14 protein-coding genes are annotated in these 14513 nt (G+C 68.0%); 6 read left to right on the plus strand and 8 right to left on the minus strand.

The window, feature by feature from the left end; translation table 11 throughout:
- Nucleotides 1-96 precede the first annotated feature (96 nt).
- The 4 genes from AC1GI4_RS06435 (at nt 97) to AC1GI4_RS06450 (ending at nt 5219) form a co-directional block, all read left to right on the plus strand.
- A complete protein-coding gene (locus AC1GI4_RS06435; RefSeq protein ID WP_479628986.1) occupies nt 97-1359 on the plus strand; it encodes a TolC family protein in 1263 nt (420 codons plus the stop codon).
- Nucleotides 1356-3506 carry a type I secretion system permease/ATPase gene (locus AC1GI4_RS06440; RefSeq protein WP_479628987.1) on the plus strand — a complete coding sequence of 717 codons (2151 nt, stop codon included), beginning with the start codon at nt 1356-1358 and terminating at the stop codon, nt 3504-3506. Before AC1GI4_RS06435 ends, AC1GI4_RS06440 begins: the two co-directional genes overlap by 4 nt.
- A complete protein-coding gene (locus tag AC1GI4_RS06445) occupies nt 3503-4690 on the plus strand; it encodes an HlyD family type I secretion periplasmic adaptor subunit (RefSeq protein ID WP_479628988.1) in 1188 nt (395 codons plus the stop codon). The genes AC1GI4_RS06440 and AC1GI4_RS06445 overlap by 4 nt, the downstream gene beginning before the upstream one ends.
- 76 nt (nt 4691-4766) lie before the next feature.
- Entirely contained in the window at nt 4767-5219 is a 453-nt protein-coding gene (locus tag AC1GI4_RS06450) for a MarR family transcriptional regulator (protein ID WP_294274357.1), read from the plus strand.
- A 107-nt stretch (nt 5220-5326) separates the two neighbouring features.
- Here the strand turns inward: AC1GI4_RS06450 and AC1GI4_RS06455 are convergent, their stop codons facing one another.
- Together AC1GI4_RS06455 and AC1GI4_RS06460 are read right to left on the minus strand one after the other, a co-directional pair.
- Nucleotides 5327-6178 carry an IclR family transcriptional regulator gene (locus tag AC1GI4_RS06455; protein ID WP_479628989.1) on the minus strand — a complete coding sequence of 284 codons (852 nt, stop codon included), beginning with the start codon at nt 6176-6178 and terminating at the stop codon, nt 5327-5329.
- Between the two features lie 62 nt (nt 6179-6240).
- A complete protein-coding gene (locus AC1GI4_RS06460; protein ID WP_479628990.1) occupies nt 6241-7257 on the minus strand; it encodes a zinc-binding alcohol dehydrogenase family protein in 1017 nt (338 codons plus the stop codon).
- Between the two features lie 139 nt (nt 7258-7396).
- Between AC1GI4_RS06460 and AC1GI4_RS06465 the strand changes: the two genes are divergently transcribed.
- Nucleotides 7397-7735: an L-rhamnose mutarotase gene (locus tag AC1GI4_RS06465; RefSeq protein WP_479628991.1), complete on the plus strand. Its 339-nt coding sequence runs from the start codon at nt 7397-7399 to the stop codon at nt 7733-7735.
- Nucleotides 7732-8850, plus strand: coding sequence for a mannitol dehydrogenase family protein (locus tag AC1GI4_RS06470; RefSeq protein ID WP_479628992.1), 1119 nt, complete (start codon nt 7732-7734; stop codon nt 8848-8850). The genes AC1GI4_RS06465 and AC1GI4_RS06470 overlap by 4 nt, the downstream gene beginning before the upstream one ends.
- Before the next feature lie 147 nt (nt 8851-8997).
- Here AC1GI4_RS06470 and AC1GI4_RS06475 read toward each other — a convergent pair whose 3' ends face one another.
- Genes AC1GI4_RS06475 through fucP form a run of 6 tightly spaced genes read right to left on the minus strand, consistent with a single transcriptional unit; the run spans nt 8998 to nt 14473 of the window.
- Complete coding sequence (locus AC1GI4_RS06475; RefSeq protein WP_479628993.1) at nt 8998-10221, minus strand: UxaA family hydrolase; 1224 nt, start codon at nt 10219-10221, stop codon at nt 8998-9000.
- Entirely contained in the window at nt 10218-10517 is a 300-nt protein-coding gene (locus AC1GI4_RS06480) for a UxaA family hydrolase (protein ID WP_294274367.1), read from the minus strand. Before AC1GI4_RS06480 ends, AC1GI4_RS06475 begins: the two co-directional genes overlap by 4 nt.
- Complete coding sequence (locus AC1GI4_RS06485) at nt 10514-11542, minus strand: aldo/keto reductase (protein WP_479628994.1); 1029 nt, start codon at nt 11540-11542, stop codon at nt 10514-10516. Before AC1GI4_RS06485 ends, AC1GI4_RS06480 begins: the two co-directional genes overlap by 4 nt.
- The gene (locus AC1GI4_RS06490; RefSeq protein WP_479628995.1) at nt 11539-12426 is read right to left on the minus strand and encodes an amidohydrolase family protein; all 888 of its coding nucleotides are present in this window, start codon (nt 12424-12426) and stop codon (nt 11539-11541) included. The genes AC1GI4_RS06485 and AC1GI4_RS06490 overlap by 4 nt, the downstream gene beginning before the upstream one ends.
- Complete coding sequence (locus tag AC1GI4_RS06495; RefSeq protein ID WP_294274374.1) at nt 12423-13154, minus strand: SDR family oxidoreductase; 732 nt, start codon at nt 13152-13154, stop codon at nt 12423-12425. The genes AC1GI4_RS06490 and AC1GI4_RS06495 overlap by 4 nt, the downstream gene beginning before the upstream one ends.
- Nucleotides 13151-14473 carry an L-fucose:H+ symporter permease gene (gene fucP / locus AC1GI4_RS06500; RefSeq protein ID WP_479628996.1) on the minus strand — a complete coding sequence of 441 codons (1323 nt, stop codon included), beginning with the start codon at nt 14471-14473 and terminating at the stop codon, nt 13151-13153. Before fucP ends, AC1GI4_RS06495 begins: the two co-directional genes overlap by 4 nt.
- Nucleotides 14474-14513 lie beyond the last annotated feature (40 nt).

The following is a 14513-nucleotide window of genomic DNA, read 5'->3' on the forward strand; positions in this document are numbered from 1 at the left end:
AGCCAGCCTCTTTGTCAGGGAGAGGTCACAATGCGATCGATGAAGCGAGAGTGGCGAGAACGCTACCGAAGGCGATCGGGAATGTTCGGGAGGGTGATGATCGCGATGAGCGCCGTCACGGCAACGGCTGCGGCAGAACCCGCGACCGTGACGATGGAAAGTGCGATGCACGAGGTGCTGGCCTGGCATCCCTCGGTCGTCCAGGCGACGGCGACGGTCGAGGCGCGGGCCGAGGACGTCGCGGTCGCGCGCGCGGGCTATCTGCCCCGGATCAGTGCGGGCGTGGGCAGCGGTTATGACAACCGCATCGGCAGCGCGTGGCGACCACGGCCGCAGGTCTCCGCGTCGCAGATGCTCTATGACTTCGGCAAGGTCGCCGGTGCGGTCGAGTCCGCGCGCGCGGGAACCCGGATCGGGCGCGCGGACCTGTTGCTGGCGGTCGACGGACTGATCCGCGACACCGGCTTCGCGCTGGTCGAGGTGCAGCGCAATGCGGCACTGCGCGGGATCGCGATGGAACAGCTGGGCCGCATCCGCGAGATCAGCGCGCTGGTCGACAAGAGGTTCGGCAAGGGCGCGACCACCCGTTCCGACGCGCTTCAGGCGCAGTCGCGCGTGGCCGCCGCCGAGGCCACGCTGACCCGGATCGAAGCCGAGCAGCGGCGCTGGACCACCAGCCTCGCCTTCCTGCTGGGCCGCGAGGCGGCGCCCGCTGTCGATCCTGGGGTCCCCGACTGGCTGATGGCCAGCTGCAACCGCGCGACCACGGTCGAATGGGCCGATATCCCCGCGATCATGCGCGCGCGGGCTCAATATGAGCAGGCCAGCGCCGAGAGCCGCCGCATCCATGCCGCGCGCCTGCCCACCATCGCGCTGGCGGGCGATGCGGCGACCGATGTCGCCTCGCCGTTCTCCGACCGCAGCCTCTATAATTTCGGGCTGAACGTCAGCAGCGACGTGTTCGGCGGCAATGCCGTGCGCGCCCGTGCGCGCAGCGCCGAATATGGCGTACGCGCTGCGCAGGCCGCCGAACAGGCCGCGCGCAACGAGGTCGGCCAGGCGCTCGCCGCCACGCAGCAGCAGATCGCCGGGCTGTCGCAACTGCTCGACACGCTGGCCGAGCGGCAGGACAATATGGTCGAGACAGGCAAGCTCTATCGCCTTCAATATCTCGACATGGGCACGCGCACGCTCGTCGACCTGCTCAACGCCGAGCAGGAATTGCAGCAGGCGCGCTTCGATGCGGTCAACACGACCCATGACCTGCGGCGGCTGGCGATCGAGTGCCTCTATTATTCGGGCCGGGCGCGCGACGATTTCGGGCTGACCGGCACCTCGATCCGCGGCGTGACGCTGTGAGCGGCCCGACCCAGACCGATCCACTGGCGTGGATCGACATGATGGGTCAGGTCGCGCGCCACTATCGAATGCCCTTCGCCGAACAGCGTGCGCGCCTGACGGCTATGTGGCAGGGTGGCGGCGACGAGGAGGCGCGGGTCCGGGCGCTGGCGCGGGCAAGCGGCCTGTCGGTGCGCTTCGTCATGCCCGGTGCCATGCGGCTGACCAGCTGGCGGTTGCCGGTCATCGCCTGGCTCAACGATGGCGAGCTGGCGCTGATTACCGGCATCGACGCCGATGGCCAGGCGGTCTTCTCGGTCGCGGGCGAAGAGGGGCAGAACGCGCAGCGTCCGCTGTCGACGCTGGTCGAACAGACCCGCCTGTTCGTCGTGCCCCGCCCCGCCCGCTCGGCCGCCGACATCCGGGTCGACAGCTATATCCGCCCGTTCGAGGAGCATTGGCTCCGCCGCCTGCTGCTGCAGGACATGAAGGGCTATGGCCATGTCGCCATCGCCTCGGTCGTGACCAACTGCCTGGGGCTGGCGGGGGTGCTGTTCTCGATGCAGGTCTATGACCGCGTCGTTCCCGCCCAGTCGATGCCGACGCTCTACATCCTGTTCATCGGCGTCATCCTGGCGACGGGGTTCGACTTCGTGTTGCGGCGGCTGCGGGTAGGGATCACCGACATATTGGGCAAGCGCGCCGATCTGCGCCTGTCGGATGTGGTGTTCGGCCATGCGCTGCGCGTACGCAACCGGGCGCGGCCGACCTCGACCGGCACCTTCATCGCGCAGCTTCGCGACCTGGATCAGGTGCGCGACATGCTGACCTCGACCACGGTGGCGGCGATCGCGGACCTGCCCTTCTTCTTCCTGTTCCTGGCCATCCTCGCCTTTATCGGCGGGTCGCTGGCGCTGGTGCCGGTGGTGGCGCTGATCGCGCTGCTGCTGCCCAGCCTGCTCGCCCAGCGCCGGTTGCGCGCCTATGCGACCGAGTCGATGCGCGAGACCTCGCTGCGCAACGCCCTGCTGATCGAGTCGGTGCAGGGGATCGAGGACATCAAGACCCTGCAGGCCGAGGAGCGTTTCCAGCGCCAGTGGAACCACTGCAATGCGGTGGCGGGTGAGGCGCAGCTGCGGCTTCGCGGTCTCACCGCCAGCCTGTCGACATGGGCGCAGAGCGTGCAGAATGCGGTCTACGCCACCGTCATCTTCGTCGGCGCGCCGATGGTGATCGCGGGCGACATCACGACGGGCGCGCTGGTCGCCACCTCGATGCTGGCCAGCCGGATGATGGCGCCGATGGGACAGGTCTCGCACCTGCTCGGCCGCTATCAACATGCCAAGGTCGCGGCGAACAGCCTGGACCAGATCATGGGTCTGCCGGTCGACAATCCGGATGCCGAGCATCGCATCCCCCTGCCCTCGGTGGACGGCCGCTTTGCCTTGCGCGGCGCAGTGTTCAGCTATGCCGATCCCAATGCGCCGCCCGCACTGACCGTGCCCAAGCTGGAGATCGCGGCGGGTGAGAAGATCGCGTTGTTGGGGCGCAACGGCGCAGGCAAGTCGACGCTGCTCCAGGGGCTGTCGGGCATGTTACAGCCGGTGTCAGGCGAGATCCTGCTCGACGACCTGGCGCTGCACCAGATCGACCCCGCCGATGTCCGCCGCGACGTCGCGCTGCTGACCCAGAACAGCCGCTTGTTCCACGGCACCCTGCGCGAGAACCTGACCATGGGCGCGGTGACGGCCAGTAACGAGACGATCCTCGCCGCACTCGACATGGTGGGCGCGATCGACTTCATCCGGCGGCTGCGCGACGGGCTGGAGCATGTCGTGCTCGAAGGCGGGCTCGGCCTGTCGGGTGGTCAGCAACAGGCGCTGCTGCTCGCGCGGCTGCTGATCCGCCAGCCGCAGGTCATGCTGCTCGACGAGCCGACCGCGGCGATGGACGAGGCGGCCGAACGGCTGTTCATCGACCGCTTCCGCACCTGGGGTCAGGGTCGCACCGTCATCGTCGCGACGCACCGGATGCGCGTGCTCGAACTGGTCGACCGGATCATCGTCATCGACCAGGGCCAGATCCTGCTCGACCAGCCCAAGGCGGCCGCGCTCACCACCATGCAGGGTGCGGCCCAGAGACAGACCGGCCGGAGTCAGGCGGCATGACGACGCTCACCCATCCCGCCGACCTGCCCTTCGCCGATGAGGGCGCGGCGCCTTTGCTGGCGGCCAAGCGGATGAATTGGGCGCTCGCCGCGCTGTTCGTCGTGCTCTTGGTCTGGGCCTGGTTCGCCAAGCTGGATGAAGTCGCGACCGGCACCGGCCGCGTCGTGCCCACCAGCCTCGAACAGGTGCTGCAATCGCTGGAGGGCGGCATCCTCGCCAAGATGCTGGTCCGACAGGACGATATCGTGAAGCCGGGCCAGATCCTCGCCCAGCTCGACCCGACGCAAGCCGGATCGACCGTCGAGGAAAGCGCCGCCAAATATCGCGCCGCGCTGGCCGCCCAGGCGCGGTTGCAGGCGGAGGTGAACGGCACCCCCCTGACCTTCTCGCCCGAGCTGAACGCCTTTCCCGATCTCAAGGCCGAGCAGCAGCGGCTCTACAATGCGCGCCGCAGCAGCCTGTCGAGTTCGATCGGGTTGATCGACGAGTCGCTGGCGCTGATCGGGCGCGAGGTCGGGATCGGTGAATCGCTGATCGATGTGGGCGCGGCCAGCAATGTCGAGGTGCTGCGCCTGAAGCGTCAACGCGCCGAGCTGGACCTGAAGAAATCCGACCTGCGCTCGCAATATATCGTCGAGGCGCGGCAGGACCTGGCCAAGGTCAGCGAGGAGGTCGAGGCGCTCGCCCCCGTGGTCCGCGGCCGCTCCGACACGCTGCAACGCCTGACCCTTCGCTCGCCGGTGCGCGGCGTGGTGAAGAATATCGAGGTGTCGACCATCGGCGGCGTCGTGCCCCCCAATGGCAAGATCATGGAGATCGTGCCGCTCGACGAACGCCTGCTGGTCGAGGCGCGGATTTCGCCGCGCGACATCGCCTTCATCCGTCCCGGCCAGCGGGCCAGCGTCAAGATCACCGCCTATGACTATGCGATCTATGGCGGGCTGGAGGGCAAGGTCAGCAGCATCTCGCCCGACACGATCCGGGACGAGGTGAACCCGGACGTCTATTATTACCGCGTCTTCGTCCGCACGACGGCGGACTCGCTGGTCAACAAGGCGGGCAAGCGCTTTCCGATCGTGCCCGGCATGATCGCCACCGCCGACATCCACACTGGCAGCAAGACCGTGCTGCAATATCTCCTCAAGCCGCTGAACCGCGCGCGCGAAGGACTGCGCGAGCGATGACCGGCCACCTCCGCTCCTCCCATCCGCCGCCATGCCATGGACAACGCCGTCCATCGCCCCAGCCAAGGATTGCCTGATGCCGAAGGACCTCGCTGCACGCTATCATCCCCCCACGCATCGCGGCCTATGGCCGCCCGTCGCCCGCGAATCCGGTCCCAGCCTGCTCGACCTGGCGCGCCAGACCCAGGCGATGCGCGCCAACACCGCCAAATTCTTTCCCCGCGACGTGTTCCGCGATTCCGCCTGGGACATGATGCTGGAACTGTTCATCGCGGATCAGCAGAACCGCCCGATCTGCGTCAAGGAACTGATCCTGGTGTCGGGCGAAACCGCGACCAGCGCGCTGCGTCGGATCGACCGGCTGGAGAGCGCGGAGCTGCTCCGGCGGCGCACCGATCCCGCCGATCACCGACGGCTGGCCGTTACCCTGACCCAGCGCGGCACCGATGCGATGACCGCGATGCTGCGCCATCTTTACATGACCACGGGCGCGGGATCGCATCGGGGCACGGAAGCGCGACCCGACTGACCGAGCTTAGAGCAGGATGACATGAAATGCCCCACCCCAACCCCTCCCCCGAAGGGGAGGGGCTCGCGTTAACTCCATACAATGTCATCACGGTCTAAAACAGCCTCTTATCCGCGCGATGCGGGCAGGGCGCCGTCCACATCGTCGCCGCGATAGCCCAGCGCCTGCGAGATGCGGGCCGTCGTCTCGATCAGGATTTGCCGCGCCTGGGGGATCGAGCATGTCTGCGATCCGTCGATCGTCTCCAGGAACGGGATGGTCAGCGCCGCCATGCAGTCGCCGCCAAAGCCGAAGATGGGCGCGCTGAGGTCGGTGACGCCGCGCGTGATCGGGCTTTCGCGCAGGCCGTGCCCCTGGGCGCGGACCCGTTCCAGCTCCTCGGCCAATGCCACGCGGTCGATGGCCTGGCCCTGCGCCGCCTCCGCCCGGTCCAGGATGCGCGCCCGTTGCGCAGGCGCGGCAAAGGCCAGCAGCACCTTGCCCGAGCAGCTGGCGACGATGTCGATCGACGCACCCATGCGCAGCGCAAAGCCGCGCGTGCCGGGATTCTCCTCCCGCGCGATGACCAGGCCCGCCCCGCCCTCGATCACCACCAGATGACAGGACTGGCCGACATTCAATGCCAGCGACTGCATCTCGGGCAAGGCGGCGGCGGTCAGCTGCCGCGCGGGCGTGGCGCGATAGGCGATGTCGAGGAATTTATAGGTGACGCGATACCGATCGTCGATCGGCGACTTTTCGAGGTAGCGCGCCTCTTCCATCACCACGACGATGCGGAACAGTTCGCCCAGCGAACGGCCCAATGCCGTCGCCATCTCGCTGACCAGCATCCCTTGCGGATGGCTGGCCAGCAGTTCGATGATAAGGAACGCCTTGTCCAGCGCGGGTGCGGCATAGCTGCCCTTGCGCGTCCGTCCTTCGCTGGTCTTGCCGCCGTCGCCCGTCATATCTTTCCTCACAGCCGCGACGATTACGGCGGCGACGGGCGCCGGGCAAGCGGCGTCGCCCGGACCATTACCGCTCAGGCGATGGTGATGATCGCCTTCAGCACCGAATCCGCCTCGGCGATCAATTCGGGCAGGCGCCGGGGCGCTTCGTCCAGCGTCAGCGTGTGGGTGCGGATCGCATCCGTCGGCACCGCACCGCTGCGGATGCTGGCGATGACATGGTCGAAATCGACGGACAGCGCGTTACGGCTGGCGATCAGGGTCGTCTCGCGCTTGTGGAACTCGGGGTCGGGGAAGACCAGATCGTCCTTGCACACGCCGACCAGCGTATAGCTGCCGCCATGCGCGACCCAGTTCAGCCCGGCGCGCATGGCATGGATGTTGCCGGTGGCGTCGAAGACATGGTCGAACATCTCGCCCCCGGTCATTTCGGAGAGCGTCGCGCCCAGCGCATCGGCGGCGACCACGCCCTCGTCAAAGCCCAGATGGTCGCGCGCATAGGCCAGACGCGGCGCCCGCGTGTCGACCAGCACGATCCGGCCCGCGCCCGCGATCCGCGCGAATAGGCCCGCCGCCACGCCGATCGGCCCCGCGCCGATCACCGCGACGCTTTCGCCGCTCGCCACGCCCGCACGCCGCACGGCATGGGCACCGATCGCCAGGAACTCGACCATCGCCGCCTGGTCGAGCGACAGGCCGACCGCATCGATCACCGCGCTTTCGGGGACCGACAACAGCTCGCACATGCCGCCATCGCCATGCACGCCCAGCACGCTGATCCGCGCACAGCAATTGGGCTTGTCCCGGCGACAGGCACGACAGGTGCCGCACGCGATATACGGGTTGACCGTCACCACCTGCCCGACCGTGAAGGCCGAACCGTCCGGCACTTCGGCGATTTCGCCTGCCAGTTCGTGCCCGATCAGCCGGGGATATTCGAGGAACGGGTGCTTGCCGCCATAGATGTGATAGTCGGTGCCGCAAATCCCGGCGCGGCGCATCCGGATCAGGACCTCGCCGTCGCGGCGCACCGGCGCGGGTCGATCCTCGACGCGAATGTCATGCGGCTGGACACATACGAGTGCCTTCATGGCGACCCCTCCCTCAATTCCTATATGCGACTTCACTCTCATATATGCCATTGATGGTGAAGATTGGGAACGCTAAAACAACGCCGAGCAGACTGGGCGCCCATGAACGGCCCAGCCGCCTTGGAGAGAGGAGCCCGAATTGGCCCGACGCCTGTGTTTCGCCTTGGATCTGGTCGCGGATGCCGACCTGATCGCCGAGTATGAAAGGGCGCACGCCCCCGGTGCGGCCTGGCCCGAAGTGACCCAGGCGATCCGGGCCAAGGGGTTCCTGGCGATGGAAATCTGGCGCACCGGCGACCGGCTGTTCATGATCGCCGAGGTCGCCGACGACTTTCCCCGCGCGATCCCCACCGAACTGGCGGCGGTCGATGCCAGATGGGAAGCGACGATGGACCGTTTCCAAAAGGCCCTGCCCCATGCCGTGCCGGGTGAGAAATGGGTGGGCATGGACCGGATCTTCTCGCTGGACGAGCAATGAGCGAGGCGGCCGTCATCCTGCAATTCGGCACCAGCCGCTTCCTGCAGGCCCATGTCGACCTGTTCGCCGAGGACGCGCGTGCCGCCGGTCAGGCGGTGCCGCCGATCGTCATCGTCCAGACCACCCGCGATCCCGAGCGGGCCCGGCGGCTGGCGGGGTTCGCCGATCCGGCGGGCTTTCCCGTCATTCTGCGCGGCCTGCGCGACGGTATGCGCGACGAACGCACGGTCCAGGTGCGCAGCGTACGCGAGGGGCTGAGCGCGACGGGCGACTGGGACCGACTGGTCGCACTGACGGTCGGGGCAGCGACGCATATCGTCTCCAACACCGGCGACAGCGGCTATGCCATTCCCGATGCGGATCGCACCGTGCCCGCCGCTAGCCAGGTGCCGGCGAGTTTTTGCGGGATGCTGACCGAGCTGCTGCACCGACGCTGGCAGGGCGGGGGTGCGGGCGTCACGCTGCTGCCCTGCGAGCTGGTGGTGCGCAACGGCGACGTGCTGCGAGCCGCGATCCAGGGTCTCGCGCGGGATCAGGGGCGTGAGGCGGCGTTCCTCGAATGGCTGGAGCATGAATGCATCTGGGCCAACACGCTGGTCGACCGGATCGTCAGCGAACCGCTCCATCCGGCGGGCGCGGTGGCCGAGCCCTATGCCCTCTGGGCGATCGAGCGCCAGCCGGGACTTGCCCTGCCCTTCAGCCATCCCGACATCGTGCTGGCCGACGATCTGGAACCGTATGAGCGGCTGAAGCTGCACATCCTCAATCTCGGGCATAGCTGGCTGGCGGCGCGCTGGCACGACGGCGGCGGCGCGGCCGACCAGACGGTGCGCGCGGCGCTGGCCGATTCCGACACCCACATGGCGCTGGAGCGGGTGATGGCGCAGGAGGTACTGCCGGGCTTCGCCGCGCATGGCATGGCGGACGAGGCGCGCGCGTATATCGCGACCACGCTGGAACGCTTCGCCAACCCGTTCCTCGACCACCGACTGTCGGACATCTTCGGGGGCCATGCCGCCAAGATCGACAAGCGGATTGGCGGGTTCGTCCGTTGGGTCGACGCCTCCGGGGAGACGGTCGCGATGCCGGAACTGCGCGCGTTGGCGCGTAAGTAAGGGGGACGCCCATCCCCCACCCCCGTTCAGCCTGAGCGAAGTCGAAGGCCAGGGGATTCCCGTTCCGCAAGGTCCGGGGCATGCACTTCGACTTCGCTCAGTGCGAACGGATGTAAGGATGGGAACAGAGGTTGGAATTGCTTCCCCTCACGCCGCCTGCGGTAGACAGCCCGGCCCTTTCGCGCCCGCCGCCTTGTAGGTCAGGACGAACTCCTGATGCCCCAGCGCTTCCGACTTGGTCTCGGCCCCGCCCGACACCGCGACGATCAGGTCGACGATCTCGGCACCCACCTCGTCCAGCGTGGCGTCGCCATACAGGATGCGACCCGCGTTCACGTCCATATCGCCTTCCATCCGGGCGTACATCTCCGGGTTGGCGGCGATCTTGATGACCGGCGAGATGGCCGAGCCGACCACCGATCCGCGCCCGGTCACGAACAGGTTGATATGCGCGCCGCACGCGATCAGCTCGCCGATCTCGGCATTGTCGACGATGTTGGGGAAGCCGAATTTGGGGTCGCCCGCAGGCACCACGTCGAGCAGGTACAGCCCCGGCCCCGGCGCCTGTTCGGCGGGCAGGATGACGCCGGTGATCGGGCGGCTGCCCGACTTGGCATAGGCGCCCGCCGACTTCTCCTCCTGGCTGGTCAGGCCACCCTCGGCATTGCCCGGCGCAAAACTGCCATAGCCCATCGCGCGGTAATAACGCTCGGCCTGCGCGACCGAGGCGATCAGGTCCTGCGCCACTTCGGGCGTCGCGGCGCGCTCGGCCATGTGGCCCTCGCACCCGATCATCTCGCCGGTTTCCTCGAAGATGCAGATCGCGCCCGCATCGTAAAGCGTGTCGAAGGCGCGGCCGACCGCCGGGTTGCCGGTGATGCCGCTGGTCCCGTCCGACCCGCCGCAGATGGTGCCGATCACCAGTTCGGAGACGGTCATCGGCACGCGAACGGCCTGAGCCTCCGCCTGCACCCGCACGCGCTCGACGGCGGCGATCCCGGCCTCCATCGCGCCGCGCGTGCCGCCAGACTGCTGGATCACGATCGTCTCGACCGGGCGGCCCTGCTCGCGTGCATGGGCGGCCAGCGCCTCGCGGTTGAAGCTCTCGCAGCCCAGCGACAACAGCACGACGCCGCCGACATTGGGATGCGTGGTCAGCGCCTTCATCATCGCCAGCGCATAGTCATTGGGGTAGCAACCGGGAAAGCCGATCAGCTGCACGCGCGGATCGTCCATCTTCTCGACGATCCGCCTGGCGACATGATGCGCGCATTCGACCAGATAGACGACGACAATCGCGTCGCGAATGCCCTTGCGCCCGTCGGGACGCGCCCAGGCCTGCCAGGTCCGCTGGGTCATGGCGCCGTTCATGCGTGATCTCCGTGCGCGTCGCGCAGATGCGCGGGGATGTAATCGCTTTGCATATTGTGCATGTGGACCCAGCCACCGGCGGGCGCGTCATCGGTCATCGATCCGATCGGCATGCCGTATTTGATGACCTTGTCGCCGGTCGCCAACGCCACGACGGCCAGCTTGTGGCCCAGCGCGACGCGTTCGGTGACGGTCAGTTCATGCCCGTCGACCATGATATGCTCGCCCGGCTCGACCGTGCGGCAGCAGACGGCGACATTGTCGGTCGGGGTCAGCCGGATGGCGGCGACGCTCATGCACCTTCTCCGGGCAGGGGCGCGTCGGAGCGGACCAGCCCCTGGGCGCGCAAGTCCGTCCAGAAGGCGGACGGGATGGGTTCGGCGTAAAGGCGCATCGTGTCGGATACCTGTTGCGGATCGGCGATACCGGGAATGACGCTGGTGACCAGAGGATGGGCCAGCACGAAGGCGAGCGCGGCGGCGGGCAGCGAGACCTGATGACGCGCGGCCACAGTCTCCAGCGCGCGGACCTTGGCAAGAACCGCCTCGGGCGCGGGCGCGTAGTTATAGCGCCCGGCCGCCGCACTGCCGGTCGCGAGGATCCCACTGTTATAGGGGCCGCCGACCACGATCGAGGTGCCGACCGCTGCGCAGGCCGGGAACAGCGCATCGAGCGCGCCCTGCTCCAGCAGCGTATAGCGCCCGGCAAGCAGGATCACGTCGAACCGCGCCGCCTGCATCAGGTCCAGGCAGACCTCGACCTCGTTGACGCCCAGTCCGAAGCCAGCGATCGCGCCCTGATCGCGCAAGCTCTCCAGCGCACGAAAGCCGCCGCCCGCGATCAGCTGTTCGCGATACCGCGCATCGGCCTCGCCATGCGTCACCCGACCGATGTCATGGACGAACAGGATGTCGACGCGTGCCAGGCCCAGCCGTTGCAGGCTGTGCTCGTGGCTGCGCAGGATACCGTCATAGCTATAGTCGTAGCGGGCACGGAACGGCATGGCGGTGTGGAAGCCGTCGCGCTCGCGATCGTCGGTGATGCCGGCGTCCGGGTCCATCAGCCGCCCGACCTTGGTCGAAAGGATGACGTCCTGCCGACCGCGTATCGCATCGCCCAGCCGCCGTTCGCTCAGGCCCCGGCCATAATGCGGGGCGGTATCGAAATAGCGGAAACCGGCCCCCAGCGCGGCGGCCAAGGTCGCCGCCGCCTGGGCGTCGTCGATCGCGGTATAGAGATTGCCCATCGCCGCCGCGCCGAACCCCAATTCGGGCAGCGTGCAGCCGCTCTTGCCTACCGTGCGGCGGGGAATATCGGTCACAGGTTCAGGCCCAGTCGATAGATCCGGTTGGCATTGCGCCCCCAAAGGTCGCGCCGCTCCTCATCGGAAAAGCCGGTCAGCAACGCCTCATAAGCACCCAGCGTGCGGTCGAGATCGGCGGCGAGCCGGTCGGTCGGAAAGTTGGTCGCGATCATCACCCGGTCGGTGCCGAAACGGTCGATCACCTCGGCGACGATGTCCGCGAACGCCGCCGGGTCGAAGCGCGGCCCGACGAAACCGGCGCCCGACAGCTTGATCGCGGCATGGGGCATGGCGGCAAAGGCGATCAGCCCGGCGCGCCATTCCTCCAGCCCGTCCGCCGGGATGGGCAGCGCGAGATGGTTGAGGATGACCGGCACCTCGGGATGCTGCGCCGCCACCTCGGCCAGCCCCGACAGCTGCGCGGGAAAGCCGTGAAAATCGTAGCTGAGACCAAAACGTCCCAGCACCGCATAGCCCGCCCGCCAGCGCGGATCGCGGGTCAGGTCCTGGGGATAGGCGCGGCGGCTCGCATCGGCCGGATGCCAGTTGATGAGGTGCCGTATGCCCTTCACCCGTGGCTGCGCCGCCTGCCAGGCCAGTTGCGCCTCCGCCGCCGGATGGTCGAGTTCGACCCGCGCGACGATTCCGCTGGGCAGGCCGTCCTCATCGGCGACCTCGTTCAGCCAGATCGTCTCGTCCGCGCCCTGGTCGGGATGCGCGCCCGCATCGACATGCACCGCGCCCACCGGATTCCATGCCGCCAGCTCCGCCCGATAATCGGCGATGCGATAGGTGGCGGCGATCGGCGCCGTCTCGGGCGCATCCAGCCATGGGTAGCGCAGCACTGCGTGATCCCACAGATGGAAATGCGCATCGACGAAAGGCGGGCGCGTGTTCGTCACGCCATCGTCCATCCGCCATCGATGGCGTGCAGCTGGCCGGTCGTATAGGCGCTCTCGTCCGAGGCGAGATAAAGGGCGAGGGCTGCGACCTCCTCTGCGCGGCCCAGCCGCCCCATGGGCTGGCGCGCGACGAAGGCGGTACGCGCCGCCTCCGCATCGCCGGTCGCGGCCAGCCGCTCGTCGAGGCTGGGCGACTGCACGGTGCCGGGGCAGATCGCGTTGCAGCGAATGCCCTTGCCGACATAGTCGACCGCCACCGAACGGGTAATCCCCGCCACCGCCGCCTTGGACGCACAATAGGCATAGCGGTTGCCGACGCCGATCATCGCGCCCGCGACCGAGGCCATGTTGACGATCGAAGCGCCGCCTTGCGCGATCATGGCGGGCAGGAACGCCTGGAGCATGTGGGTGATCGCATGGACGTTCAGGTCGAAGGACAGGCGGTATCCCGCGTCCTCCGTCGCCAGCAGGTCGCCCGCATCGACATAGCCCGCGCAGTTGAACAGCACGTCGACCGCGCCGATACGCTCGCCGAACGCCGCGACCGCGGCTCGGTCGGTGAGGTCGAGTATCTCGGTCGTGCAGCCCCCAAGGCTGGCCAGCGCCTCGGCATTGCGATCGACCGCGATTACCTGCGCGCCCTCGGCGGCGAACAGTTCGGCGGCGGCGCGGCCGATCCCCTGTCCGGCACCCGTCACGATCGCCCGCTTACCCTGCAGACGGTTCATTCCTTCATCTCCTTCCGGCGCCCCATCATCAGGGCGAAGATCATCACGACCATGAAGCTCATGGTCGGGACCAGCATCGCGCTGGTAATTCCGGCATGGTCGGAGACCAAGCCCATCAGCGCGGTCAACCCGGCGCCGCCGATGATCGCCATCACGATCAGCGACGCCCCCGCCCGGCGCAGCGGCCCCAGCCCCTCGATGCCCAGCGCGAAGATCGTCGGGAACTGGATCGACATGAAGAAGCTCGCCGCGACCAGCGCGATCAGGCCCGGCCAGCCGCCCAGCAGACCCGCCACGGCCGTCAACAGCACCGAGATGCCCGCGAACAGCGCCAAAAGCTTGACCGGCGCGGCGCGGCCCATCAGCGCGCTGCCCAGGAACCGCCCGGCCGCGAACAGCGCGAGCGACAGGAGCAGGGCGTCCGCCCCGTCGCGCTCGGCAAGTCCGACATTGGCCTGGCCATAACGGATCGTGTAGCTCCATACGCCGACCTGCGCGCCGACATAGAAGAACTGCGCGACGACCGCCGCCAGCAGGCGCGGCTGGCGAAAGACGTCGACGAAGCGCCCGCTGCGCCCCTCATCCTCCGGTCGAACCGCCGCGCCCGTGGGAAAACGGACCAGAGCGGTGGCCACGGCGAACAGCAGCACGACGATCGCGATCGCGACATAAGGCGGCGCGATCGCCTGCACCTCGGCCTTGTAGAAAGCGGTGCGCGCGGCCGCGTCCATCGTGGCGAGCGCGCGCTCGTCATGCTCGATGCCCGACAGGATAAAGAAGCGGCCGATCAGGATGCCGGTGATCGCGCCCAGCGGATTGGCCGCCTGCGCCCAATTGAGTCGCCGGGTCGCACCCGCCGGATCGCCCAGCTCGCCCATCAGCGGATTGGCCGAGGTTTCGAGGAAGGCGAGGCCCGCCGCGATCACGAACAGGCCGAGCAGGAACAGCTGGTACAGGCTCGCCGCCGCCGCCGGATAGAAGAGCAGCGCGCCCGTACCATAGAGCGTCAGCCCCAGCACGATCGCGGCCTTGTAGCCGTAGCGGCGCATCACCATCGACGCGGGCACCGCGAGCAGGAAATAGCCGAGATAGAAGACCTGCTGGACGAAGCTGGTCCCGAAATCGCTGAGGGTGAAGGCCTTGCGGAATTGGGCGATCAGGATGTCGTTGAGATTGTTCGCCATTCCCCACAGGAAGAACAGGCTGACCGTGATGACGAGCGCGGGAAGGTAACCACGCGAGACGGTGTCGCCATGGTCGGCGGCACTACCGCCCTGCCCTGTCCTGGCCATGGGGGGCAGATCGACGGGCAGGGCCATCAGCCATGTCCTCGCTTGTACCGCCCGGTGCCGCCTGTCG

It is taken from the genome of Sphingomonas sp. 77B (assembly GCF_056497825.1).